Source organism: Bradyrhizobium sp. BR14999, from assembly GCF_056106085.1.
This window is the reverse complement of record NZ_CM148536.1, coordinates 7,625,995-7,647,375: the sequence shown is the minus strand read 5'-3', so window position 1 is coordinate 7,647,375 and position 21,381 is coordinate 7,625,995. Positions and strand designations below refer to the sequence as shown.

The window sequence follows — 21,381 nt, the reverse complement described above, 5'->3', positions numbered from 1 at the left end:
AGCCGCGGAGTGGGCTCGCGAGCGTGGAACCTTCGAACCTCCGGCCGCTTTGTGGAACTGGCCGCTGGTTCACATTGATCGGTGCCGACATGGATCGATTGAAGCTCTCGCTGATGAGTACGCTGCTCGTGGCGTTGTTCGTGCTGCCGGCTGGAAACGCCTTCGGGCGCGACGATGGCCGCTATGCGAACTCGCCCCTGAAGCCATGGTTCGACAGTCTGCGCAGCCACCTCGGTCCGTGCTGCTCGGATGCGGATGGCTTTGCTGTCTCCGATCCCGATTGGGAATCGCACAACGGGCACTATCGTGTTCGGTTGGACGGGCAATGGGTCGAGGTGCCGGATGAAGCCGTCATCACCGAGCCGAACCGCGCCGGCCGCACGATGGTGTGGCCGGTGAAAACTGCGTTCGGGATTTCGATCCGCTGCTTCATGCCGGGCAGCATGATCTGACTGGGGTCAGCGCGATCGCTTGCTGGATTTGCGCTTCGACGATTTCTTGGAAGATTTCTTGGAAGATTTCCTGGACGTCTTCTTCTTCGACGTCTTCCGCTTGGAGGCCTTCTTCGGGACCTTCTTGCCCTTCTTGCGGGCCTTCGACAGCCCGATCGCGATAGCCTGCTTGCGGCTCTTCACGCGTCCGCCGCGACCGCCACGTCCGCTCTTCGCGGTACCTTTCTTGTAACGCCGCATCTCGCTTTCGACATCGCTGCCGGAGCTGCGTGAGTAGCGGCGCTTCTTTGCCTTGCGTGCCATGCCTGTTCTCCCTTGGCGGAGGGAGAACCATTCGACACTGGCATGGTTCCGACAGCACGCCTGCAATGTTCCGGGCGGTGAAGGCAGCTCAGAACGAATTCGCCAGCTCGATCTCCGCCTCCAGTACCTGAATGCGCCGCGCAGCCTCGGCAGAGGACAGATCTCGCGCATATTGCGCCGGCTGATAGGCCTCTTCGCTCAGCCGCTTCAACCTCAATCCCTGCGCCCGTGTCATCTGCTCGCCAAGGAAAACCCTGGCGTCGTATTTGGCCTGGACCTGCATGTCGCTCCTCCGTCCTTGAAATCTGGCTTGACTATATGTTCTTATTTTGTTCTAACAAGCCATGGACAACAGAATTAATGAAATTCGGCGTAAAATCAGCGCCTTGAGGCTCGAACTGGCCGATGTCGAGGCGTCTGTGCGCGCTCTCGTCAACGGCGATTGCGACTGCAGCGAACAAGCTCTGGCGCAGATCAATCTGCGCCGGAAGATCAACCTGCTCATCGACGAATGGAAGTCGGCCGGGGGCGGCGATGTCCTGCCCGACGTCCGCGACCGGATGCGTCTTCGCTCCGTGAATGTCGACAAGCCGGCGCGCGTGTTGGCCCGCCGCTGAGACATTGGGGGCCGCGCGGTGGAGGAAGACCCGGACAACGACCGGATCCTGAAATTGCGCGCCGAGATTCTCGAACTGGGCTCCGCCATCCGGCAATTGCAGCGCGAGGGCCTCGACGACGCTGCGGCCCAACTCCTGATCGCGCGCAAGCGGGCGCAGCTCGAGCATCTCGCTAAGACGAATTCCGCGGCAAGCTGTCTCAACATCACTGACATCCGACGCAGCTAAGGCGTGCGCGCAAGCGACATGCTGGAGATTGTCGATGCCGTCGGACGCCGAACTGGCCGCCTTGCTGCGGGCGGTGCTGGACGAGGTCTGCGTCAACGTTCCCTCATCCGACGTGGTGACACGCCGCCGCATTGCCGCGAAACTGCGCGAGGCCTTGCGCGCCGATCGCTATTCCCTGGAGGAGTTGAAGCAGGCCGGTCGCGCGATGCGCTGGTCAGCGTGCCGACCATGTGGCGCTAGAGCATGATCCGGAGCCGAAGAGCCGCGTTTGCGCAAAATGTGCAGCGGTCTTCCGATAAGATCATGCTCAAAAAATAACCTAAAGCGCAATGACGATTCATCCAAATCTCATCGCGCTTTGGAGCGCGACGGGGACAGGATGAATCGTCGTCGTCCTCGAGTGAAGAGCCCCGCGCTGAACGCGGGACTCTCACCTTTATGGGCAGAGCTCACTTGGTGTTGCTCATGCCGCCCTTGTTCGTCATCGTGCCGCCCTGATCGGAGCCGGGGCCAGAGCCGCCCTGACCGGAGGGATCGGCACCCTTGGAGGACTTGGTATTCGCGCCCGTGGTCTGCGACGACGACATCGAGGATCCATGTTTGGCCTTGTGCGACTTCGCCTGCGCGGCGAACGGCGCGGCGGCGAGGCCGGTTGCCAACATTGCGGTGAGGACGAGCTTGACGGTCTTCATATGTGGGAACTCCCTGGGTTAAATTGACGCAGGCGGCCAACGGCCGTTCCTCGCAGGAGTTCCCAACAAAGCTTCTCCACGCGTCGCGCACGCTTCAAGATTGCTTGTTCTCTTCGAGGATGAACACGATGCCAGTGAGCGTCGCGCCGATCGCGAAGGTCGTCACCAGCGTGAGAGCGAAGACTATAGCGGCTTGGCTTCCGCCATGGCTCAGCAGGTTGGCGACGGCTGGATTGGTCAGGATGAGTGCGAGGCTGAACGCGAGGCCGAGGGCTGCCCCCATCATCGCATGTGTCATCAGCTTGATAAGGCCGGTGGGAGAGATCAGGTTCGACGACTTTTTCGCGCGCATGGAACTATGTCCCGATCTGGCAGGCAAACGCGCGCGATCGTCATTGGTTCCATCAGGATGAAGGAATTGTCATCGCCAGCTTCATCCGACGTTCATGCCCGGCTTGCGAAGATGAGCGCCATCAACACGGGAATATCGATATGGGCAAGGTAGTCTTTCTGTACCGCTCGCTGGCCTATCGCAACGCGGCCGCGGACATCCTGCGCAAGGCGCGCAAGCTCCCGCGCGGCGCGGAACGAAGCGCGGCTCGCCGCTATGCGAAGGCGCTACGCGATCTCGCTCGAACGGAGGCTTGGCTCGAAGGACGCGTCGCGCGCGACCCCCGGACGGAGCAGCGCATCACGAGCGCGGCGTCCGGCTAGAGCTTCCGTTCCGATTGCGGTAGCTCTCGATTCTTCGCTTGACGCGTTTTCTTGACGCGAACCGGTCACCACTTCGCTGGAAAACGCTCTAACCGGATGCGCGCTGCAATTCGGCCGCGGCGGCGGCATCGAATTTGCCGGGTGCCGTCGTCGCCACCGGCTTGCGTGTCAAGGGCACCTGCAGGCGGCACAACAAGCCCTCGGCGCGCCAATCGAATTGCGCCTGTCCGCCAAGCTGGGACTCGACGCTTGCAAGCAGACTCCGCGTGCCGAAGCCGCGGGATTTCGGCGTCCTGACCAGCGGGCCGCCGGATTCCTCCCAGGTCAGCGTGAGGCGGTCGTCCTCGGTCTGCCAACCGATCATGAGCCGACCGGATCGCGTCGACAGTGCGCCATACTTGGCCGAATTGGTGAAGAGCTCGTGCAGCGCCAGCGCCAGCGTCTGGGCGGTCGCCGGCAGCAACTGAACCTCGGGCCCGGCAAGCTTGATCTGGCCGCCTAGCGAATAGGGCGCAAGCTCCTCGTCGATCAGCTTGGAGAGCTCGGCGCCCTGCCAACTCGACAGCGACAGGATGGTATGCACGCGCGCGAGCGCATTGATGCGCCCCTCGACAGCATTGACATAGGCCTTGACCTCGTCGGCGCGGGTGAGGCGCACGATCGATTGCGCCAGCGCCAGCGCATTCTTGGCGCGATGATCGACTTCCCGCGCGAGGAGATTCTGCCGCTCCTCGGCACGCTTGCGTTCGGTGATGTCGACGGTGACGCCGCTGACGCGAACCACGCGACCACTCTCGTCGACCGTTGCCGCCGCGGTGCCGACGCACCAGCGCACATCACCGTCGGGCCGCACGATGCGGAATTCCGTTTCGTAGGCGCGTGCGCCCTTGTTGAACTCGGCGATCGCCTTGCGCAACTGATCGACGTCGTCGGTATGCAATAGCGCCTGAACGTTGGCCGGGTTGACCTCGAAGCTCTCCGGGCTGACCCCAAAGATGCGATATTGCCCCTCGTCCCACATCCAGTCGCCGGTGATCCAGTCCCAATCCCATGAGCCCATCTTGCCGGCGGCGATCGCCATGCTGCGCCGCTGCTCGCTTTCGCGAAGCTTGGCGGTGGAATTTTCCAGCTCGGCGGTGCGTGCGCGGACGCGGTCCTCGAGCTCCTGGTTCAGTCGTTCGAGCTCGCGGGTCTTGCGATAGAGCTCGGAGAACACCTTGATCTTGGCGCGCAGCACCTCCGGCACGACGGGCACCGGAACGTAGTCGACCGCGCCCATCTCGTAGCCGCGCAACCGGTCGATATCGCTCACCTGAATCGCCGAGATGAAGATCATTGCGGTCTTCTGGAAGCGCGGATGCTCGCGGATCATCGCGGCGAGCTCGAAGCCGTCGAGCTCGGGCATGCAGACGTCGACCAGGATGACCGCGATCTCGGTCTTGAGCAGAACCTCCAGCGCTTCGCGTCCAGACGAGGCGATCACGAGGTTCTCGCCGAGATCCTTCAGGATCACCTCATAGGCCAGCAGCTTGGCTGGCTGGTCGTCGACGAGCAGGATGTTGACCTTCTCTTGGTCCATTCGCGGATCCAACTCAGCGGTGCAGCCACATGCGGATCGCAAGCAGCAATTGATCGGTGTTGACGGGTTTGGCGAGGTAGTCGGACGCGCCGGCTTCCAGGCATTTTTCACGGTCGCCCTTCATCGCCTTGGCGGTCAGCGCGATGATCGGTAGCCGCGCGAAGGCCGGGTTCTCGCGGATCACACCCATGGTCTGATAGCCATCCATCTGCGGCATCATGATGTCCATCAGCACGATGGCGATTTCCGGATTGGATTCGACCAGCGTGACCGCCTCGCTCCCGGTCGTGGCCGTCAGCACCTTCATGCCGCGTCGTTCCAGCACGCTTGACAGCGCGAATATGTTCCGGGCGTCGTCGTCGACGAGCAGGGCCGTCTTGCCGATCAGGTCCTCGTCGGAACTGTTCAGCTTCTCCAGCATGCGCTGCTTCTCGAGCGGTAGTTCCGTGATGACGCGGTGCAGGAACAGCGCAGTCTCGTCGAGCAGGCGCTCCGGCGATTCCACCCCCTTGACCACGATGCTGCGCGCCATGGTGTGGAGTTCCGCATCCTCTTCCGCCGAAAGCTCGCGGCCGGTGAACACTACGACCGGGACGTTCGACAGCGCCTCGTCGTTGCGGATCTCGTCGAGCACCTCGAAGCCGCTCATGTCGGGCAGCCGCAGGTCGAGCACCACGCAATCGCAAGGCTGCTCGCGCAGTGTCGAGAGCGCGCCGGCACCGGTATCCGTCGTCACGATCTCGATGTCGTCGTGGTGCAGCAGCTCGCGGATCGAGAGTTGCTCGGCCTCGTTGTCCTCGACGATCAGGAGTCGCTTACGCCGCGGCCGCGCATATTCCTTGATCTGCGTCAGCGCGGCGGAGACGCCTTCGGTCGTCGTCGGCTTGTTGACGAAGGAGAACGCACCGCGCGCCAACGCGTGCTGGCGGTCCTCGTCGAGCGTGATGATCTGCACGGGAATGTGGCGGGTCAGAGGATTGTGCTTGAGTTGGCTCAGCACGGTCCAGCCCAGCATGTCCGGCAGGAACACGTCGAGAGAGACGGCCGTCGGCTGGTACTGCTTGGCGAGCTCCAGCGCTTCGGCGCCGCGGGCCGCAACCAGGACCTTGAAGCCCTTGTCGCGGGCAAGATCGACGAGCACGCGCGCATAGTGCGGATCGTCCTCCACAATGAGGAGGATGGTGTCGCCGGGCTCAAGGTTGAGCCGGTCGTCGGGAAGCTGCTCGATGACGCGCTGCTGGTCGGGCGCGGCCGGCTGCAGCGCCGGCGGTTGGCTGTATTGCTGTGGCGCAGGCGCCGCGCGCGGTGCGAGCGTCGGGCCGGAATATTTCAACGGCAGGTAAAGCGTGAACGACGAGCCCTTGCCCGGCGAGCTGCTCAGGTGGATTTCGCCGCCGAGCAGGCTTGCGAGCTCGCGGCTGATCGCAAGCCCGAGGCCCGTGCCGCCATATTTGCGGCTGGTGCCGGCATCCGCCTGCTGGAACGCTTCGAAGATCAGTTTCTGCTTCTCCAGGGGAATGCCGATGCCGGTATCGGTCACTTCGAACGCGATCACGGCCGGCGCGGAGTTCAGTACCGGGTGATCCGTCCCCCAGCCGCCGACCGCGCCGGCGACCTTCAGCCGCACCTCGCCTTCGGCGGTGAACTTGAAGGCGTTGGAGAGCAGGTTCTTCAGCACCTGTTGCAGGCGCTTGGAGTCGGTGACGATGCTGCGCGGAAGGTTCGGATCGATGTCGATCTTGAACGCCAGATTGCGGTTGTCGGCCTCGTGCCGGAACGGCCGACCGACGGTCTCGAGCAGGTTCGCGGTCAGGATTTCCTCGGCATCTACCGTCACCGTGCCGGACTCGATCTTGGAGAGATCGAGAATGTCGCTGATGAGATTGAGCAGGTCGGTGCCGGCGCCGTGGATGGTGCGGGCGAATTCGACTTGCTTGGCCGAGAGGTTGCCGTCCGGATTGTCGGTGAGCTGCTGTCCGAGGATCAGGATCGAATTCAGCGGCGTGCGCAGCTCGTGGCTCATATTGGCGAGGAATTCGGACTTGTATTTCGAGGTCAGTGCGAGCTCGGTGGCCTTTTCCTCCAGCGCACGGCGGGCCTGCTCGATTTCCTGGTTCTTGCGCTCGACCTCGACGTTGCGCTCGGCGAGCTGCTGCGCCTTCTGTTCGAGCTGGTCGTTGGTCTGCTGCAATTCGCGCTGCTGGGTCTGGAGCTCGCCGGCGAGCTGCTGCGACTGCTTGAGCAGGCCTTCGGTCTGCATCGTCGCTTCGATCGAGTTGAGCACGATGCCGATGGAGTCGGTGAGCTGCTCCAGGAACGTCATCTGCGACGTCGTGAACGATATCAGCGAAGCAAGCTCGATCACGGCCTTGACCTGGCCCTCGAACAGCACCGGCAGCACCACGAGGTTCTTCGGTGCGACGCGGAGCAGTGCCGAGTTGATCGGCACCACGTCGGATGGAATGTCGGCGACCAGGCGCGGCCGCTTGTCGAGGGCGCACTGGCCGATCAGGCCTTCGCCGAACTGAAGCACGCGCTGATAGGGATAGATGCCGTCGCTGGCGTAGGACGCCAGCAGCAGGAGCTGGGAATTGTCCTCGTTCTCGACCTGGTAGATCACGCCGGTATGCGCGTTCACCAAGGGCGACAATTCGGTGAGCAGCAGCCGCCCGACGGTCGTGAGATCGCGCTGGCCCTGGAGCATGTTGGTGAATTTCGCGAGGTTGGTCTTCAGCCAGTCCTGCTCCGTGTTCACGTCCGTCGTCAGACGGAGATTCGTGATCATCGTGTTGATGTTGTCCTTCAGCTCCGAGACTTCGCCGCGGGCATCGACCTGGATCGATCGCGTCAAGTCGCCTTTGGTCACGGCGGTCGCGACTTCCGCGATCGCACGCACCTGCGAGGTCAGGTTGGCCGCCAGCAGATTGACGTTGCCGGTGAGATCCTTCCAGGTGCCGGCGGCGCCGGGCACGTTGGCCTGGCCGCCGAGGCGGCCCTCGACGCCGACCTCGCGCGCCACCGACGTCACCTGATCGGCGAAGGTCGCGAGCGTCTCGGTCATGTTGTTGATGGTGTCGGCGAGGGCTGCGACCTCGCCGCGCGATTTCATCGTCAGGTTCTGCTTGAGGTCGCCGTTGGCGACCGCAGTCACGACCTTGACGATGCCGCGCACCTGCTCGGTCAGGTTCGCAGCCATGAGGTTCACGGTATCGGTGAGGTCCTTCCAGGTGCCGGCAACGCCGGGCACCTGCGCCTGTCCGCCGAGCTTGCCTTCCGTGCCGACCTCGCGCGCCACGCGCGTGACTTCGCCGGCGAAGGCGTTGAGCTGGTCCACCATGGTGTTGATGGTGTTCTTCAGCTCCAGGATTTCGCCCTTCACGTCGACGGTGATCTTGCGCGAGAGGTCGCCGCGCGCGACCGCCGTGGTGACTTCGGCGATGTTGCGGACCTGCGTGGTGAGGTTCGCGGCGAGCAGGTTGACGTTGTCGGTGAGGTCCTTCCAGGTGCCGCCGACGCCGGGCACGACGGCCTGACCGCCGAGCCGGCCCTCGGTGCCGACCTCGCGCGCCACGCGCGTGACTTCGGCGGCGAAGGAGCGGAGCTGCTCGACCATGGTGTTCAGCGTGTCCTTCAAGAGAAGGATTTCGCCGCGCACGTCCACCGTGATCTTCTTCGAGAGGTCGCCGCCGGCGATCGCGGTCGCGACCTCGGCGATGTTGCGGACCTGGGCCGTCAGGTTGGAGGCCATGAAGTTGACGTTGTCGGTGAGGTCTTTCCAGGTGCCGGCGACGCCGGGCACTTCGGCCTGACCGCCGAGCTTGCCTTCGGTGCCGACCTCGCGGGCGACGCGCGTGACTTCGCCGGCAAAGCCATTGAGCTGATCCACCATGGTGTTGATGGTGTTCTTCAGCTCGAGGATTTCGCCCTTTACGTCCACCGTGATCTTGCGGGACAAGTCGCCACGCGCGACGGCGGTGGTGACTTCGGCGATGTTGCGGACCTGGGCGGTGAGGTTGCCCGCCATCGAGTTCACGCTGTCGGTGAGGTCCTTCCAGGTGCCGGCCACGCCGGGCACGTTGGCTTGACCACCGAGGCGGCCTTCGGTGCCGACCTCGCGCGCGACGCGCGTCACCTCGCCCGCAAAGCGGTTGAGCTGGTCGACCATCGTGTTCAGGGTGTCCTTGAGCTGGAGGATCTCGCCGCGCACATCGACGGTGATCTTGCGCGAGAGGTCGCCGCCGGCGATCGCGGTCGCGACTTCGGCAATGTTGCGCACCTGGGCGGTCAAATTGCCCGCCATCGAGTTCACCGAATCGGTCAGATCCTTCCAGGTGCCGGCGACGCCGGGCACGCCGGCCTGGCCGCCGAGCTTGCCGTCGGTGCCGACCTCGCGCGCCACGCGCGTCACCTCGCCGGCGAAGGCATTGAGCTGGTCCACCATGGTATTGAGCGTTTCCTTCAACTGAAGGATTTCGCCCGAGACGTTCACCGTGATCTTCTTCGACAAATCGCCCTTCGCCACCGCGGTCGCGACTTCGGCGATGTTGCGGACCTGTCCGGTCAGGTTCGAGGCCATCGAATTGACGCTGTCGGTGAGGTCCTTCCAGGTGCCGCCGACGCCGCGCACGACGGCCTGGCCGCCCAGCTTGCCTTCGGTGCCGACCTCGCGCGCCACACGCGTGACTTCACCGGCGAAGGCGTTGAGCTGGTCCACCATGGTGTTGATGGTGTCCTTCAGCTCCAGGATCTCGCCGCGCACGTCCACGGTGATCTTCTTCGACAGGTCGCCGCCGGCGACCGCCGTCGTCACCTCCGCGATGTTGCGGACCTGCGCAGTCAGGTTCGAGGCCATCGAGTTGACGCTCTCGGTCAGGTCCTTCCAGGTGCCGGCGACGCCGAGCACGTTGGCCTGACCGCCGAGCCGCCCCTCGGTGCCGACTTCGCGGGCGACGCGCGTCACTTCGCCGGCGAAGGCGTTGAGCTGGTCGACCATGGTGTTGAGCGTCTCCTTCAGCTGAAGGATCTCGCCCGAGACGTTGACGGTGATCTTCTTCGAGAGGTCGCCGCTGGCGATCGCAGTGGCGACGTCGGCGATGTTGCGGACCTGCGCGGTCAGGTTCGACGCCATGAAGTTGACGTTGTCGGTGAGGTCCTTCCAGGTGCCGGCGACGCCGGGCACCTGGGCCTGGCCGCCGAGCTTGCCTTCGGTGCCGACCTCGCGCGCGACGCGCGTCACTTCCGAAGCGAACGAGTTGAGCTGGTCCACCATGGTGTTGATGGTGTCCTTCAGCTCCAGAATCTCGCCGCGCACGTCCACGGTGATCTTGCGCGAGAGGTCGCCGCGCGCCACGGCGGTGGTCACGTTGGCGATGTTGCGCACCTGTGCGGTCAGGTTGCCGCACATCGCGTTGACGCTGTCGGTGAGGTCCTTCCAGGTGCCGGCGACGCCGGGCACGATCGCCTGGCCGCCGAGCTTGCCGTCGGTGCCGACCTCACGCGCCACGCGCGTCACTTCGGAGGCGAAGGAGCGGAGCTGGTCGACCATCGTGTTGATGGCTTCCTTGAGCTGGAGGATCTCGCCGCGGACGTCGACGGTGATCTTCTTCGACAGGTCGCCATTGGCGACCGCGATCGTCACCTCGGCGATGTTGCGAACCTGGTTGGTCAGGTTGTTCGCCATCGAGTTGACGCTCTCGGTGAGGTCCTTCCAGACGCCGGTCACCTCAGGCACCTGGGCCTGGCCGCCGAGCTTACCTTCGGTGCCGACCTCGCGCGCCACGCGCGTCACCTCGGAGGTGAACACGCCGAGCTGCTTGATCATGGTGTTGACGATGGTCGCCGATTGCAAAAACTCGCCGCGCAGGGGGCGGCCGTCGACGTCGAGCTTGACGGTCTGGAGCAGGTCGCCTTGCGCCACCGCCGCGACTGCACGCGTCACTTCGCGGGTCGGCCACAACAGGTCGTCGATCAGCGTGTTGACGGACCCTTCCATGTCGGCCCATGAGCCCGAAGCGAGGCCGAACTTCACGCGCTGGCGGGTCTTGCCCTCGCGGCCAACCACCTGGCCGACCAGCTCGAGCTGCTGCGCCATGCGCTGGTTGGCCGCGATGATTTCGTTAAAAGTGTCGGCGATCTTGCCGTCGATGCCGAGATAGTCGCCACTCATCCGCACGGAGAAATCGCCGCTGCGCATCGCCTGCAAGGCAAGCAGCAATTCCGCCCGGGAATCCTGCTCCGACGTACCGTTGGGCTTTGGCTTTGGGACGCGGCGACCGGAGCGTGATGCAGTGCCGGGATCGAGGTCGCTCATACTGATTCCCCCGCAGGCGTCGGCCGAATCCCAGGCAAGACGCGTTTGGTCAAAATAGAGCGTCAGCCAAATTCGAAATCAAGCGCCAAGGTTGCGGCGCAGGGAAATGGAACCTGCTTTGCTCAGCCCGGTTGTACCAACCGCAAACGATCGGACTGGTTCCACGCAAGTTCCAAAGAATTTGGCCTCGGCGGCCCCCATTGGTCGGCGCCTCGCGGACCACTCCTTGCGGAACGCAGCGGCAGCCCTGCGGTTAGCCTGCAAAGAGCAGGGAGAGCGCAGATGAAAGCTGGATTGGCTGCGATCGTCGTCATGTTGCTTGCCGGAGCAGCTTTCGCACAAGGCGGGGCGCCCAGTGGCCGGGGGGCCGTGACCGGCGATCCCGCCGCGAGCTCGGCCACGCCTCGCGCGGATCCGTCCACCACGGGAACGGCGACCCGATCGAACCCGAGCGGCAGCGGCACCTCGACCTCGGGCGGCAAGGATGACAATGGCGATGCAGGCCGGGACAGAATGCCTGAGAGCGACCGGACCGTGCGGCCGCAGAGTCAGCAGCATTATCCGAATGACAAGTAAAGGCTACTTGTCCGCCATGGTGCGCTCGGCAGCCTTGACCTGCGCCCGCAGCATCGGGAGCTGCTCGCGCGCGAACGCTGCAAGCGCAGCATTGTCGGGCGCCTTCAGGTAGCGTTCAAGCAGGTTGATGGCCGCGTCATATTCGGGAATCTGCGAGGCATAAAAGCTTCTGACGTAAGTCGGTCCGTCCGAAGTTTCGGGTTCGATGAGGCTCGCGCTTGCCGACGTCGCCTTGCTGACGTGCGGCTCCGCACCGATCGTCTCTTGAATTCGTTTCAGCGCCTTGTCGCGCTTGGCCGCTTCTTCGGCCCGCAGCGCGGCGAGATTCTTGACCTCCGTGTTGCCCTTCAGGTCGGTGCTCTCCAGCAGACCCTGTTGGAAGCGACTGAAGGCGTAGAGGCCGCCGATGACGTCGGTTGCGCTCGGCATGCGGTCGCCAAGGTTTCGCTCGCCAGTACTGTCAGCAGGCGCCGCAGTGCTGATGAACACCAGGACTATGGCGACGAGAACTCGCATCGATATCAATGACGGATGACGTGCGAAGTTCCCCGAACGTTACGATCCGGTAAGGGCATTGCGACCCGAGAGTTCCGTCCCCACGTCTTCCGGCATGAAACAGTCTGACATTTTCAGAGATAACGCCGACAACTGTCTTCAGCTCGCCGAGCGCGCGGAAGGGAAGCCCGCTTACAGGCGCTATTCGCGCATGGCGGACGCCTGGACGGCGCTTGCGACGGAACAGGATTGGCTCGATGGAGAAATCCCGCCCGTGACGATCCATATCCCTCAAAAACAGGACAGATAGTCGTCCTCGTGAGGCCGTGTGTGAGACCGCGCACGGAATGCAAGAGACCAATCCAGGATCATCCGTGAACAGTCGATCGCGTTGATTTTCGATTCCAGAAGGAGGTTTCGCAATGACTCCACGTCTGGCTCTCCTTTCCCTGATTCTCGCTTTTGGCGTTTCGGTCGCCTTCGCGACGGTAACGACGGTACGGCAGGTGCATCTGGAAAATGCATCGGCTGCGATCCACGCGGCTCACAGCTAGCTTCGGGTGTTTCTGGCCCGGAACAATCGACGTGCCAGCGCGTAACCGCTGCGAAACATCAAGAGAGGCGAGAGCAGATCATGGCCCATTCCGATCACGGCATCGTCAAGGACAAGCGGGCGGAGGAGCAGCCGCGTGACAAGCGGCGTGCGCAGTCCGTGCACAAGACGGATCCCAAAGGTTCGCCGTCGCGGGAGGCGACACGCGATCCCAAGCTGAGCGATGATAGTAAGACGCCAGGCTCCGGCGTGATGCCGGACGGTTCGAGCGACGCTACGGGTTAGCGCTTTACGAGGAACGAATTCCCGCGCGAAGAGTCGACGGATTGCTTCCGGTTGTCATGCCCCCGGTGCGCCGGAAGCAATCTCCAAGGACGGCCCTGGCACCCCCGTGCCGGGGTCGTTTGTTTGTGGAGCGTCCTATGGGTCAGTTCTCGGTCCCGCCGTCGGGATCGCCCTGAGTATGTCCGTCAGGTCCGCGGCCAAATACGCCGAAGCTGCTCGACTTCACGCCGGCTGCCGCATCGACGCCCACGGCGGCGAGCCCGAACTTGAGCAGTTCGCGGACAGCTGCCGCCCGTGTCGGCATGCGATGTTTGAACCGGAAATCATCGATGGCGGCCAATTCTTCTGGCGACAGCATAACCTGAAGGCGCTCGGCGCGAAGGTCATTCATGGTCGAACACGCAAATTGAGCAAGTTGAGTATTTTACTCAATCGACGAATTTGGCGGGAGTTCCACAAGAGTCGAAATAATCACCAAATGAGTAAGAATAGCAAGTAAAATCAATAAGTTAATATTGAAACCAGTCGTGCGCTGGCGCATTTCCCCCTGCGAAGGGAGAGAGGCGATGACAGACGACGTCAAGTTGCCCCGCAAGCTTTCCGAAGAGGCAGAAGCATCGAAGCCCGTGCGCCCCAGCCATCAGAAGGTGATCGAGGAGGTGGAGCGCTGGGCGAACAGCCCGGGCCTGCAGCCACCGAGGACGGAAAATGCGAAGACGCTCTGAGCCACACACATTCGAGCAACGGCTCGAGGCGCAGAGGCTGCGGCTCGAGCACGAGATGGCGAGGCTGCCGGACGGGCAGCAACGCGATTGCCTTGTTGCGCGTCTCGAACAGCTCCAGACTGCTGCCGAGATGTACGATTTCCTGATGCTACGGCAAGAAACTCCAGCCCCTCGCTGATCGCGCCCCGCGTTCGGGCTGCCGGCGGCCCGAGGTGACGCGAAGCTTCCGCCTCAGCCACCATGCCGACACGGACACCATGGCCCAGGCCAGGATGGCGGCGGCGAATGCCCCGATGATGCTTGGCGACACCACGACGTAGAAGACCGCTGCGAACGCTGCGAGGCCAATACTTCCGAGGCCGGCGCCCGCCGCGTCCAACGCTGCAGCCTGCTGCCCGCGTCTTCGCCCGCTGAGGCCGGCTTTTTCCTTGGCGCGGCGTTCATGGCGCTCGATCAACGTCGCGCTGGCGCAGAGGATGGCGGGAAGCGCGAGAAAGAGTCCGCCGATGGCAACGCCAAAATGGCTGCCGATCAGGCCCGCCGCTACCGTCGCAAGGCCGCCCAGCACGAAACGCACCGCGTATTCATACCAATGCGTCTGCTTCAGCGCGGATGATGACAGCTTGACCAGCATCAGGCGGCGCCTCCGAACCCGGCTAGCAAGCCGAAGGCGACCACGAGCCAAACCGCAAATGCGAGGATGGTGGCCGGCAGCGTGGCGAGACGAAATCGCATCAGGAGGTGGCAGACGGCGAGGCTGTAGCAGCCGAGGGCGACCGCGCCGTAGATCATGGTCCAGCTCTCGGCCGCGGCATATTGCGGGCCGTGCTGAACGACTGCGATGCCAAGCGTGGCGAGTGCGACCGACGGCGCCGCACCGAGAAGCCCGGCAAAGCTCTTCGGCCGCAGCATGTCGCCGACGATCGCGAACACGGAGACGATCAGACCGCCGGCGACGAAGCGCACGAGATATTCCGTCATGGTCATCCCCGCGAGGCTGGAGGCCGCTGCTGCCGTGACTTTGCCAGTGTGAACGGCCTGAATAATCGCTCGACGACGACGCCAAGGGTGAAGCCCGCCACCACGTCGCTGGCCCAATGTGCAAGCACCACGACGCGCGTCAACGACAAGGCCACGGCAAGGCAGCGCACCAAGCGGCGCGGGACCGGCGGCAACAGGCCGGCGGCCGAGGCGAGGGCGCCCATGTGCACGGCGTGACCTGAGGGAAACGCATCGCGCGGGCGCCCCGAATAGGGAATCCCGCGCCGGTGGCCGCTAACCGTCAGCCGGTCCGGCCTCGTCTGATCAAACAAGGATTTCAGCGCATGCGGCAGCACGGCCGTCGCCAGCGATACCATCAGTAAGTGATCGGCGATGCGACGCTTCTGTGGTTGCTGTAGCCGGGTGTAGAGCCATCCTGCCGTGGCGAGCGCGACGAGCACATGCTCGTCGGCACCCCAGGTCAATGTCTGGGCGACATGCTCGAGCCCCGAAGTGGTGTTGTGCGCGATCTCGTTCGCGATCGCCGCGTCGATCCGGGTGGGTTTGATTGCTACGAGCGCCATCGGTCCGCCGGCGAGAAGTCCTCCATGTCAGTTTTGTAAAACTCGGAGACAAAGAATGTTCCTGTTTCAATCGCGTGGTATCAGCCGGCGGCGCCGCGACTATGGCTGTCCGGCTCCGCCGGCGGAGCCGTACACTTGCCCAGTCGCATAGCTTGCGTCAGCCGCTGCAAGCTGCACGTAGATCGATGCCAGCTCGACCGGCTGGCCGGGACGACCGAGCGGTGTCATGCCGCCGAACTTTTCCAGCTTCTCCATCGTGGCGCCGCCGGAGACCTGGAGCGGCGTCCAGATCGGTCCGGGCGCGACGCCATTGACGCGGATGCCCTTGGAGGCGAGCTGCTTGGCCAGCGACTTCACATAGTTCATCGTCGCCGCCTTGGTCTGCGCATAATCATAGAGATCCGGCGAGGGATCGTAAGCCTGCTCGGAGGTCGTGCCGATGATGCAGGACCCCGGCTTGAGATGCGGCAGCGCTGCCTTGATGATCCAGAACGGCGCGTAGACGTTCGTCTTCATGGTCGCGTCGAAATCCTCCGACGAGACGTCGAGGATGGAGGCGCGCGTCTGCTGCCGCGCTGCGTTGTTGACGATGATGTCGAGCCCACCGAGGCCTTGCGCGGCCTGCTCGACCAGCTGCTTGCAGAAGGCCTCGTCGTTGAGGTCGCCGGGGATCGCGAGTCCGGTGCGCCCCTCCTTCCTGATCAGCGCGATCACTTCCTGCGCATCGGGCTCTTCCGCCGGAAGATAGTTGATGACGACGTCGGCGCCTTCGCGCGCATAGGCGATCGCGGCGGCGCGGCCCATGCCGGAATCGCCGCCGGTGATCAATGCCTTGCGGCCGGCGAGCCGGCCGGAGCCCTTGTAGCTGGTCTCGCCATGATCCGGCCGCGGCTTCATCTTGCCGGCAAGGCCCGGCCAGGGCTGCGCCTGCTTCTTGAACGGCGGCTTCGGATAGCGGCTGACGGGATTTATCAGGTCGTGCTCGGCCATGGATGTATCTCCTTTCGCCGTCGAGGAGGCCAGCGAAGCCGCCGCCAGCGTTGCGCTCGCGGCGTGGACGACGTGCCGGCGGGATATCGAGGTCTTGTCTTGCTGCGCCATGAGGATCTCCGCGATTCCGTGATCCAACGTGCGGAGAAGGGCATCGTTGCTGAGACGAGGAGGACGCCGGCAGAGCCGGGCGTCCCCGGTCGAGACCTACTTGGACTGACCGACGCTCGGCGCCTTACCGAGCTCCTTGGCCATGTCGAGATGGTGCTTGAGCGCCGGCAGCGTCTTGCCGGCCCAATCCTTCAGCGCGGCATTATCGCCGCCCTTGGCATAGCGGTCGAACAGGGAGACGGCGTCCTGATGGGCGCTGACCTGGTAGGAATTGTAGTCCGAGCTGAAGTCCTTGCCGTTCGCACTCTTGAGCTTGTCGAGCTTGCTTTGGTGCGAGCTGTCGAGCGCCGTCGGCAGCGTCGCCTGCACCTTGCCGTTGCCGACCAGTCCCTTCAGCTCGCCGCTGGTCTTGGTGTGATCGGACACCATCTGCTGGGCGAAGGATTTCTCCTGCGCATTGCCCTTCTGCTCGGCGAGCTTGCTCGACTCGATCTCGAACATGTCGCTGATGGCGACCTCCTTGACGAAGTCGGCGGTCGTTGGCGCGACGCCGAGCGCCGAATTGACGCCGGTCTTCTCGCCCAGCGATTGGGCCAATGCGGGGCCTGCCAGAAGCACACAAGCAACGGCGACGATGGTTCGCTTCATGGTCCGATCCCTCCAATTGGTCGCGGCCACTTGCCGCGCCATGTTGCGCCGATCAACACGCCGCAAGGACCGAGGTTCCTAACGGACTAGTCCGTGGGATTGCGCCCCGTGCGCGGATTGATGGGATCGGTCGGCTTGCGTCGAAGCCGCTCGGGCAGAAACGCCTCGGCCGGCGCGGCGGTGGCGTCGGCGCGCACGTCGGCATGACGCTGCGCCCGCTCATGCGGCGTCCGGTTGTCGTTGAAATGCCACTTCACGTCGACGCCGTCGACGGGGTCGTTGACGCCGTGCTGGATGTCGCGGAAGTCACTCATGGTTCACCTCATTGCTTTCCGGGCCGAATCGATTCGAGCACCTGCCGCGCAGCTCCCTTGATCATCCCGCTCTCGTTCGGATCGCCCTTCATCAGGGCGAGCGAGAAGTTCTTCGCCTGCTGCAAGGTGATGTGCGGCGGCAGCGGCGGCACCTCGGGATCGGTTTTCACTTCCAGCACGACAGGCATATCGCTCGCCAGCGCCTGCTCCCAGGTGACCTGGTTGAGGTCTTCATTGTTGAAGACGCAGACGATGAAGCGCGGGTCCCGCCACGAGCGCCAGTATTTCGTGGCCGTGATCAGCTCGGCCATGTTGTTCATGAATGCCGCCATCTCCTCGTGCCGCGCCTGCACGAAATTCATCTTGCCTTCGGCCCGGTTGATTGCGCCGAGCACGCCGTTGATGCCGTCTCCGGGATAACCGAAGATGTGGCGCGCGCCCCATTGATGCAGGCGCTGAACGATGAAGTCGGAGACGGTCTGAGACATTGCGCGTGGCTCTCCAGGTTCGAACCCAATTAGCCTCAGAACCTGTTGTTTACGGTGATGTTCCTTGGCGCTGTTCCTTGGCGCTTGCGGAACACGCGCCGGAACGATCGCTGACCCCTCGCGGTTGATTCACGGATGGCTGAGTGGAGAATTACGATGCTGAATCAGGGCGAACTTGACCGAAATGAGATGGGCCGCCTGATCGGGAGCGACAAGGTCGAGGGAACATCGGTCTATGGGGCCGATCGAAACAAGATCGGTTCGATTGAACGTGTGATGATCGACAAGATCAGTGGCAAGGTCTCTTACGCAGTGCTTGGCTTCGGCGGATTTCTCGGCCTCGGCAATGACCACTATCCATTGCCTTGGCAGTCGCTGAAATACGACACCGAGCTCGGCGGCTATGTTACCGCGATTACCGCGAAGGATCTGGAAGGCGCTCCAAAATACGGCGAAAAGACCGAGTGGAACTGGGGCGATGACGCTGCTGTACGCGGTATCAATGCCTATTACGGCGTCCCCTTCGTGTAGCAAAAGGACGATGCGATGAGCAAGGAACGACCCACCGACGATCCCCGGGATCGGAACGACTGGGGCTCGCACAGACAGACGGACAAGCCCTGGAAGGGCAATCCAGAGAAAGAACAGGTCTCGGACAAAGAGGTAAAGCCCGACCTCGAGAAGTGGCACGAGACCAAGACGCACTAGCGGTGCGTACTTTCCCGTAAGACCATCGAAGCGTGGCGCGCCGGCGCCGCGCTTTTTTTGAGCACCGCGTTCACGAATGGCAGCGGCGTTCCAGCAAGACGGAACCATGCTTCCGCGCTGTGGTTGGGCTCCCGGCGCGCGAGCTCGGCTCAATCGGCTCGCGGCCGGTAGTCCCGAGAAAAGGTGTTCAGCGTGGATGCTCAAACCCGGGAGCGTGGGCCGTCCGCGGAGCAGCCGCAGAGGGCGAAGGAAGCTCCGACCACGAATCCTGATCAAGCCCGCGACGTCAAAGACCAGTCGGACAAGCCGGCGCCGCCGTTGCGCGCGCGGCTTCGCGAGCATTGGCTGCTCGCAACTGGCGGCGCCATTGTGCTGATCGCGGCGCTTGTCGGCGGTCTGCTTTATTGGCTCGAGATCCGCCATTACGAATCCACCGACGACGCTTTCGTCGCCGCGCGCAGCTTTTCCGTGGCGTCGAAAGTGGGTGGCTACGTGACTGACGTTCCGGTCACGGATAACCAGCACGTCAATGCAGGAGACCTGCTCGCCAAGATCGACGAGCGCGACTACCGGATCGCGGCCGACCAGGCCAACGCGCAGGTCGCGGTCTCCAAGGCGAACATCGACAATGTCGAGGCGCAGATCGTTTCGCAGGAGGAGCAGATCAAGCAGGCCCAGGCTCAGCTCGAGCAGGCGCAAGCTCAGCTTCAGTTCTCGCAGGAAGAATTTGCGCGGGCGCAGGATCTGGTCGAGAGGGGCGCCGGCACCGTGCAGCGCCAGCAGCAGACCCGTTCCGATCTTCAAGCCCAGCAAGCCAACACGGAGCGCGCGAGGACCGCAGTCACGGCGGCACAACTCGGCATCAAATCGCTGAAAGCGCAGCGCGAAGGTGCCAAGGCGCAGCTGGAGCAATCGCAAACGCAGCTCGATCAGGCCAAGCTGAACCTGCAATATACCAGCGTCGTTGCCGCGCAGTCCGGCCGCGTCGTCAAGCTGAGCGGCGCCAAGGGCACATTCGTCACTGCCGGCCAGAGCCTGATGATGTTCGTGCCGGACGAGGTCTGGATCGTCGCCAATTACAAGGAGACGCAGCTCAACGACATGCGTCCGGGCCAGCCGGTGGAGATCCGCATCGATGCCTATCCCGGCCGCAAGCTGACCGGCCACGTCGATTCGGTGCAGCCGGGCTCGGGCACCGCGTTCAGCCTGCTGCCGGCGGAGAATGCCACCGGCAACTACGTCAAGGTGGTACAGCGCGTGCCGGTGAAGATCGTGGTCGACAACTGGCCGCCCGATCTGCCTGTTGGTCCCGGCATGTCGGTCGTGCCCTGGACCAGGGTGCGATGACGGACCTCACGCAAGGCGGCGCGTCCGCCGGCGGCTGGTCGCCGGAGCGGTCGGCGGCGGGCGGGCACAATCCCTATCTGATCGCCTTCGTGGTCTCGATCGCGACTTTCATGGAGGTGCTCGACACCACCATCGCCAACGTCGCATTGCGCCACATCGCCGGCGGGCTCGCGGTCGGCATCGACGAGAGTACCTACGTCATCACCAGCTATCTCGTCGCCAACGCCGTCGTGCTGTCGATCTCGGGCTGGCTGTCGACCGTGATCGGCCGCAAGCGCTTCTACATGATGTGCGTCGCGACGTTCTCGATCGCGTCGCTCCTGTGCGGCTCCGCCTGGAATTTGCAATCGCTGGTCTTGTTCCGGATCTTGCAGGGCCTCGGTGGCGGCGGCATGGCAACCAGCGAGCAGGCGATCCTCGCCGACTCCTTCCCACCGCATAAGCGCGGCCAGGCCTTTGCCATCTACGGCGTCGCCGTCGTCGTCGCGCCGGTGATCGGCCCGACGCTCGGCGGCTGGATTACCGATACGTATACCTGGCACTGGGTGTTCCTGATCAACGTTCCCATGGGATTGCTGTCGTTGTTCCTGGTCGGCACGCTGGTCAAGGAGCCGTCGGGCGCGGAGGAGGAGAGGGAGAAGCTGCTCAGCAAGGGTCTGCGCGTCGACTATGTCGGTTTCGCCCTCGTCGCGATCGGGCTCGGCTCGCTCGAATTCGTGCTCGACGAAGGCCAGCGCAATGACTGGTTCGGATCGAACATGATCGTCGTCTTCGCGGTGCTGGCGGCCGTCTCGCTGCTTGCGCTGATTCCGTGGGAGCTGACGCGGGAGGAGCCCATCGTCGACCTTCGTCTGCTTGGCCGGCGTCAGTTCGGTGCCTGCTTCCTCGTCATGCTCGGCACCGGCGCGGTGCTGATCTCGACGACGCAGCTCCTGCCGCAACTGCTCCAGACCGAGCTGAACTACACGGCCATGCTGGCCGGTCTCGCGCTGTCGCCCGGCGGCGTCGCGACGCTGGTGCTGATGCCGGTGGTGGGCCGCCTCGTCGGCATCGTGCAGCCGAAATATCTCATCATGTTTGGCGCCGCCATCGCCGCGTTCTCGATGTGGCATCTCACCGGGCTGACCGGAGACATCACCTACGGCTACGCTGCGCTGTCGCGCATCTTCCTCGCGCTCGGTCTTCCCTTCCTGTTCCTGCCGGTGACGACCGCCTCCTATGACGGCATCGCGCCGGACAAGACCAATCAAGCCTCGGCGCTGATCAACGTCGCCCGCAATATCGGCGGCTCCATGGGGGTCGCGCTGGCGCAGACCATTCTGGCGCAGCGCCAGCAATTCCACCAGAGCCGGCTGATCGAGCACGCCGCGCCGTCCGATCTCGGTTACCAGCAGACCATCGAGGCGATGACGCGCTACTTCCAAGCGCAGGGCTCCAATGCCAGCGATGCAGCGTCGCAGGCGGTCGCATGGGTCGGCAAGACCTTACAGCAGCAGGTCGACCTCCTCGCCTATATCGACGTGTTCTGGACGCTCGCCATCGTCGCGGTGCTGATGATTCCCACCGCGGCCGTGCTGCGCCGGATCGATTTGAGCGCGCCGGCGCGGGGGCACTGACGGGCCCTCCACCCATTCAGAGAGAAATGGTGACCGCGGCACGAGACTGCGGCTAGACTGAACCT

General features: G+C 63.7%; 28 protein-coding genes. 13 read left to right on the top strand and 15 right to left on the bottom strand.

What is annotated here, in order from left to right; genetic code table 11:
• The first annotated feature begins 89 nt into the window (after positions 1-89).
• On the top strand, positions 90-452 hold the full coding sequence (locus ACR9YP_RS35785; protein WP_438111654.1) for a hypothetical protein: 363 nt from the start codon (positions 90-92) through the stop codon (positions 450-452).
• Positions 453-458: 6 nt separating this feature from the next.
• On the opposite strand, the gene ACR9YP_RS35780 is transcribed toward ACR9YP_RS35785, so the two are convergent.
• Both ACR9YP_RS35780 and ACR9YP_RS35775 read right to left on the bottom strand, forming a co-directional pair.
• Entirely contained in the window at positions 459-755 is a 297-nt protein-coding gene (locus ACR9YP_RS35780; protein WP_128935347.1) for a DUF6496 domain-containing protein, read from the bottom strand.
• Between the two features lie 88 nt (positions 756-843).
• The gene (locus tag ACR9YP_RS35775; RefSeq protein WP_128935346.1) at positions 844-1,038 is read right to left on the bottom strand and encodes a DUF3072 domain-containing protein; all 195 of its coding nucleotides are present in this window, start codon (positions 1,036-1,038) and stop codon (positions 844-846) included.
• Between the two features lie 115 nt (positions 1,039-1,153).
• Here ACR9YP_RS35775 and ACR9YP_RS35770 point away from each other — a divergent pair, with 115 nt between their 5' ends.
• The 3 genes from ACR9YP_RS35770 to ACR9YP_RS35760 are packed head-to-tail and all read left to right on the top strand — an operon-like array spanning position 1,154 to position 1,847.
• On the top strand, positions 1,154-1,372 hold the full coding sequence (locus ACR9YP_RS35770; RefSeq protein ID WP_438111796.1) for a hypothetical protein: 219 nt from the start codon (positions 1,154-1,156) through the stop codon (positions 1,370-1,372).
• 18 nt (positions 1,373-1,390) lie between these two features.
• Positions 1,391-1,600 (top strand): hypothetical protein, encoded by a 210-nt coding sequence (locus ACR9YP_RS35765; RefSeq protein WP_474218222.1) that lies wholly within the window; start codon positions 1,391-1,393, stop codon positions 1,598-1,600.
• Positions 1,601-1,634: 34 nt separating this feature from the next.
• Positions 1,635-1,847 (top strand): hypothetical protein, encoded by a 213-nt coding sequence (locus ACR9YP_RS35760; RefSeq protein WP_438111657.1) that lies wholly within the window; start codon positions 1,635-1,637, stop codon positions 1,845-1,847.
• 202 nt (positions 1,848-2,049) lie between these two features.
• On the opposite strand, the gene ACR9YP_RS35755 is transcribed toward ACR9YP_RS35760, so the two are convergent.
• Both ACR9YP_RS35755 and ACR9YP_RS35750 read right to left on the bottom strand, forming a co-directional pair.
• Positions 2,050-2,292 (bottom strand): hypothetical protein, encoded by a 243-nt coding sequence (locus ACR9YP_RS35755; RefSeq protein ID WP_091892492.1) that lies wholly within the window; start codon positions 2,290-2,292, stop codon positions 2,050-2,052.
• 94 nt (positions 2,293-2,386) lie between these two features.
• Positions 2,387-2,644, bottom strand: coding sequence for a hypothetical protein (locus ACR9YP_RS35750; RefSeq protein ID WP_091892489.1), 258 nt, complete (start codon positions 2,642-2,644; stop codon positions 2,387-2,389).
• Between the two features lie 140 nt (positions 2,645-2,784).
• Here ACR9YP_RS35750 and ACR9YP_RS35745 point away from each other — a divergent pair, with 140 nt between their 5' ends.
• Complete coding sequence (locus ACR9YP_RS35745) at positions 2,785-3,006, top strand: hypothetical protein (protein ID WP_438111659.1); 222 nt, start codon at positions 2,785-2,787, stop codon at positions 3,004-3,006.
• Positions 3,007-3,094: 88 nt separating this feature from the next.
• On the opposite strand, the gene ACR9YP_RS35740 is transcribed toward ACR9YP_RS35745, so the two are convergent.
• Both ACR9YP_RS35740 and ACR9YP_RS35735 read right to left on the bottom strand, forming a co-directional pair.
• Positions 3,095-4,585, bottom strand: coding sequence for an HWE histidine kinase domain-containing protein (locus ACR9YP_RS35740; RefSeq protein ID WP_370984916.1), 1,491 nt, complete (start codon positions 4,583-4,585; stop codon positions 3,095-3,097).
• 13 nt (positions 4,586-4,598) lie between these two features.
• Entirely contained in the window at positions 4,599-10,895 is a 6,297-nt protein-coding gene (locus tag ACR9YP_RS35735) for a HAMP domain-containing protein (RefSeq protein ID WP_474218221.1), read from the bottom strand.
• 282 nt (positions 10,896-11,177) lie between these two features.
• On the opposite strand from ACR9YP_RS35735, the gene ACR9YP_RS35730 reads away from it, so the two are divergent.
• Complete coding sequence (locus ACR9YP_RS35730; RefSeq protein WP_474218220.1) at positions 11,178-11,471, top strand: hypothetical protein; 294 nt, start codon at positions 11,178-11,180, stop codon at positions 11,469-11,471.
• Positions 11,472-11,474: 3 nt separating this feature from the next.
• On the opposite strand, the gene ACR9YP_RS35725 is transcribed toward ACR9YP_RS35730, so the two are convergent.
• Positions 11,475-11,987 (bottom strand): DUF4142 domain-containing protein, encoded by a 513-nt coding sequence (locus ACR9YP_RS35725; RefSeq protein ID WP_474218219.1) that lies wholly within the window; start codon positions 11,985-11,987, stop codon positions 11,475-11,477.
• Positions 11,988-12,081: 94 nt separating this feature from the next.
• Between ACR9YP_RS35725 and ACR9YP_RS35720 the strand changes: the two genes are divergently transcribed.
• Both ACR9YP_RS35720 and ACR9YP_RS35715 read left to right on the top strand, forming a co-directional pair.
• Entirely contained in the window at positions 12,082-12,276 is a 195-nt protein-coding gene (locus tag ACR9YP_RS35720) for a hypothetical protein (protein WP_091892476.1), read from the top strand.
• Positions 12,277-12,600: 324 nt separating this feature from the next.
• Positions 12,601-12,804 carry a hypothetical protein gene (locus tag ACR9YP_RS35715; RefSeq protein ID WP_122404722.1) on the top strand — a complete coding sequence of 68 codons (204 nt, stop codon included), beginning with the start codon at positions 12,601-12,603 and terminating at the stop codon, positions 12,802-12,804.
• A gap of 142 nt (positions 12,805-12,946) precedes the next feature.
• On the opposite strand, the gene ACR9YP_RS35710 is transcribed toward ACR9YP_RS35715, so the two are convergent.
• Positions 12,947-13,195 (bottom strand): hypothetical protein, encoded by a 249-nt coding sequence (locus ACR9YP_RS35710; RefSeq protein ID WP_091892472.1) that lies wholly within the window; start codon positions 13,193-13,195, stop codon positions 12,947-12,949.
• A 175-nt stretch (positions 13,196-13,370) separates the two neighbouring features.
• Here ACR9YP_RS35710 and ACR9YP_RS35705 point away from each other — a divergent pair, with 175 nt between their 5' ends.
• On the top strand, positions 13,371-13,529 hold the full coding sequence (locus ACR9YP_RS35705; protein WP_474218218.1) for a hypothetical protein: 159 nt from the start codon (positions 13,371-13,373) through the stop codon (positions 13,527-13,529).
• A gap of 148 nt (positions 13,530-13,677) precedes the next feature.
• On the opposite strand, the gene ACR9YP_RS35700 is transcribed toward ACR9YP_RS35705, so the two are convergent.
• The 7 genes from ACR9YP_RS35700 to ACR9YP_RS35670 form a co-directional block, all read right to left on the bottom strand.
• Positions 13,678-14,163, bottom strand: coding sequence for a hypothetical protein (locus ACR9YP_RS35700; protein ID WP_474218217.1), 486 nt, complete (start codon positions 14,161-14,163; stop codon positions 13,678-13,680).
• Entirely contained in the window at positions 14,163-14,510 is a 348-nt protein-coding gene (locus ACR9YP_RS35695) for a DUF3147 family protein (protein WP_130212845.1), read from the bottom strand. Before ACR9YP_RS35695 ends, ACR9YP_RS35700 begins: the two co-directional genes overlap by 1 nt.
• 2 nt (positions 14,511-14,512) lie before the next feature.
• Positions 14,513-15,094, bottom strand: coding sequence for a phosphatase PAP2 family protein (locus ACR9YP_RS35690; protein ID WP_474218216.1), 582 nt, complete (start codon positions 15,092-15,094; stop codon positions 14,513-14,515).
• 99 nt (positions 15,095-15,193) lie between these two features.
• Positions 15,194-16,084 (bottom strand): SDR family oxidoreductase, encoded by an 891-nt coding sequence (locus ACR9YP_RS35685; RefSeq protein ID WP_474221170.1) that lies wholly within the window; start codon positions 16,082-16,084, stop codon positions 15,194-15,196.
• Between the two features lie 207 nt (positions 16,085-16,291).
• Positions 16,292-16,843: a DUF4142 domain-containing protein gene (locus ACR9YP_RS35680; RefSeq protein WP_474218215.1), complete on the bottom strand. Its 552-nt coding sequence runs from the start codon at positions 16,841-16,843 to the stop codon at positions 16,292-16,294.
• A gap of 86 nt (positions 16,844-16,929) precedes the next feature.
• A complete protein-coding gene (locus tag ACR9YP_RS35675; protein WP_438111675.1) occupies positions 16,930-17,157 on the bottom strand; it encodes a hypothetical protein in 228 nt (75 codons plus the stop codon).
• A gap of 8 nt (positions 17,158-17,165) precedes the next feature.
• Entirely contained in the window at positions 17,166-17,645 is a 480-nt protein-coding gene (locus ACR9YP_RS35670; RefSeq protein WP_474218214.1) for a thiamine pyrophosphate-binding protein, read from the bottom strand.
• 156 nt (positions 17,646-17,801) lie between these two features.
• Here ACR9YP_RS35670 and ACR9YP_RS35665 point away from each other — a divergent pair, with 156 nt between their 5' ends.
• The 4 genes from ACR9YP_RS35665 (at position 17,802) to ACR9YP_RS35650 (ending at position 21,316) form a co-directional block, all read left to right on the top strand.
• Positions 17,802-18,176, top strand: coding sequence for a PRC-barrel domain-containing protein (locus tag ACR9YP_RS35665; RefSeq protein WP_438111679.1), 375 nt, complete (start codon positions 17,802-17,804; stop codon positions 18,174-18,176).
• Positions 18,177-18,191: 15 nt separating this feature from the next.
• A complete protein-coding gene (locus ACR9YP_RS35660) occupies positions 18,192-18,353 on the top strand; it encodes a hypothetical protein (RefSeq protein ID WP_165405280.1) in 162 nt (53 codons plus the stop codon).
• 192 nt (positions 18,354-18,545) lie between these two features.
• Positions 18,546-19,700, top strand: a complete 1,155-nt coding sequence (locus ACR9YP_RS35655; RefSeq protein ID WP_474218213.1) for an HlyD family secretion protein — start codon at positions 18,546-18,548, stop codon at positions 19,698-19,700.
• Positions 19,697-21,316 (top strand): DHA2 family efflux MFS transporter permease subunit, encoded by a 1,620-nt coding sequence (locus ACR9YP_RS35650; RefSeq protein WP_474218212.1) that lies wholly within the window; start codon positions 19,697-19,699, stop codon positions 21,314-21,316. The genes ACR9YP_RS35655 and ACR9YP_RS35650 overlap by 4 nt, the downstream gene beginning before the upstream one ends.
• Positions 21,317-21,381: the final 65 nt, after the last annotated feature.

Bases quoted from the DNA above. Each gene is read 5' to 3' on its own strand.
- ACR9YP_RS35705 (WP_474218218.1), top strand. From the start codon at position 13,371: ATGACAGACGACGTCAAGTTGCCCCGCAAGCTTTCCGAAGAGGCAGAA.
- ACR9YP_RS35750 (WP_091892489.1), bottom strand. From the start codon at position 2,644: ATGCGCGCGAAAAAGTCGTCGAACCTGATCTCTCCCACCGGCCTTATC.
- ACR9YP_RS35690 (WP_474218216.1), bottom strand. From the start codon at position 15,094: ATGGCGCTCGTAGCAATCAAACCCACCCGGATCGACGCGGCGATCGCG.
- ACR9YP_RS35720 (WP_091892476.1), top strand. From the start codon at position 12,082: ATGAAACAGTCTGACATTTTCAGAGATAACGCCGACAACTGTCTTCAG.
- ACR9YP_RS35745 (WP_438111659.1), top strand. From the start codon at position 2,785: ATGGGCAAGGTAGTCTTTCTGTACCGCTCGCTGGCCTATCGCAACGCG.
- ACR9YP_RS35670 (WP_474218214.1), bottom strand. From the start codon at position 17,645: ATGTCTCAGACCGTCTCCGACTTCATCGTTCAGCGCCTGCATCAATGG.
- ACR9YP_RS35665 (WP_438111679.1), top strand. From the start codon at position 17,802: ATGCTGAATCAGGGCGAACTTGACCGAAATGAGATGGGCCGCCTGATC.
- ACR9YP_RS35715 (WP_122404722.1), top strand. From the start codon at position 12,601: ATGGCCCATTCCGATCACGGCATCGTCAAGGACAAGCGGGCGGAGGAG.
- ACR9YP_RS35695 (WP_130212845.1), bottom strand. From the start codon at position 14,510: ATGACGGAATATCTCGTGCGCTTCGTCGCCGGCGGTCTGATCGTCTCC.
- ACR9YP_RS35730 (WP_474218220.1), top strand. From the start codon at position 11,178: ATGAAAGCTGGATTGGCTGCGATCGTCGTCATGTTGCTTGCCGGAGCA.
- ACR9YP_RS35660 (WP_165405280.1), top strand. From the start codon at position 18,192: ATGAGCAAGGAACGACCCACCGACGATCCCCGGGATCGGAACGACTGG.
- ACR9YP_RS35725 (WP_474218219.1), bottom strand. From the start codon at position 11,987: ATGCGAGTTCTCGTCGCCATAGTCCTGGTGTTCATCAGCACTGCGGCG.
- ACR9YP_RS35785 (WP_438111654.1), top strand. From the start codon at position 90: ATGGATCGATTGAAGCTCTCGCTGATGAGTACGCTGCTCGTGGCGTTG.
- ACR9YP_RS35680 (WP_474218215.1), bottom strand. From the start codon at position 16,843: ATGAAGCGAACCATCGTCGCCGTTGCTTGTGTGCTTCTGGCAGGCCCC.
- ACR9YP_RS35780 (WP_128935347.1), bottom strand. From the start codon at position 755: ATGGCACGCAAGGCAAAGAAGCGCCGCTACTCACGCAGCTCCGGCAGC.
- ACR9YP_RS35710 (WP_091892472.1), bottom strand. From the start codon at position 13,195: ATGAATGACCTTCGCGCCGAGCGCCTTCAGGTTATGCTGTCGCCAGAA.
- ACR9YP_RS35700 (WP_474218217.1), bottom strand. From the start codon at position 14,163: ATGCTGGTCAAGCTGTCATCATCCGCGCTGAAGCAGACGCATTGGTAT.
- ACR9YP_RS35775 (WP_128935346.1), bottom strand. From the start codon at position 1,038: ATGCAGGTCCAGGCCAAATACGACGCCAGGGTTTTCCTTGGCGAGCAG.
- ACR9YP_RS35735 (WP_474218221.1), bottom strand. From the start codon at position 10,895: ATGAGCGACCTCGATCCCGGCACTGCATCACGCTCCGGTCGCCGCGTC.
- ACR9YP_RS35675 (WP_438111675.1), bottom strand. From the start codon at position 17,157: ATGAGTGACTTCCGCGACATCCAGCACGGCGTCAACGACCCCGTCGAC.
- ACR9YP_RS35755 (WP_091892492.1), bottom strand. From the start codon at position 2,292: ATGAAGACCGTCAAGCTCGTCCTCACCGCAATGTTGGCAACCGGCCTC.
- ACR9YP_RS35760 (WP_438111657.1), top strand. From the start codon at position 1,635: ATGCCGTCGGACGCCGAACTGGCCGCCTTGCTGCGGGCGGTGCTGGAC.
- ACR9YP_RS35685 (WP_474221170.1), bottom strand. From the start codon at position 16,084: ATGGCCGAGCACGACCTGATAAATCCCGTCAGCCGCTATCCGAAGCCG.
- ACR9YP_RS35740 (WP_370984916.1), bottom strand. From the start codon at position 4,585: ATGGACCAAGAGAAGGTCAACATCCTGCTCGTCGACGACCAGCCAGCC.
- ACR9YP_RS35650 (WP_474218212.1), top strand. From the start codon at position 19,697: ATGACGGACCTCACGCAAGGCGGCGCGTCCGCCGGCGGCTGGTCGCCG.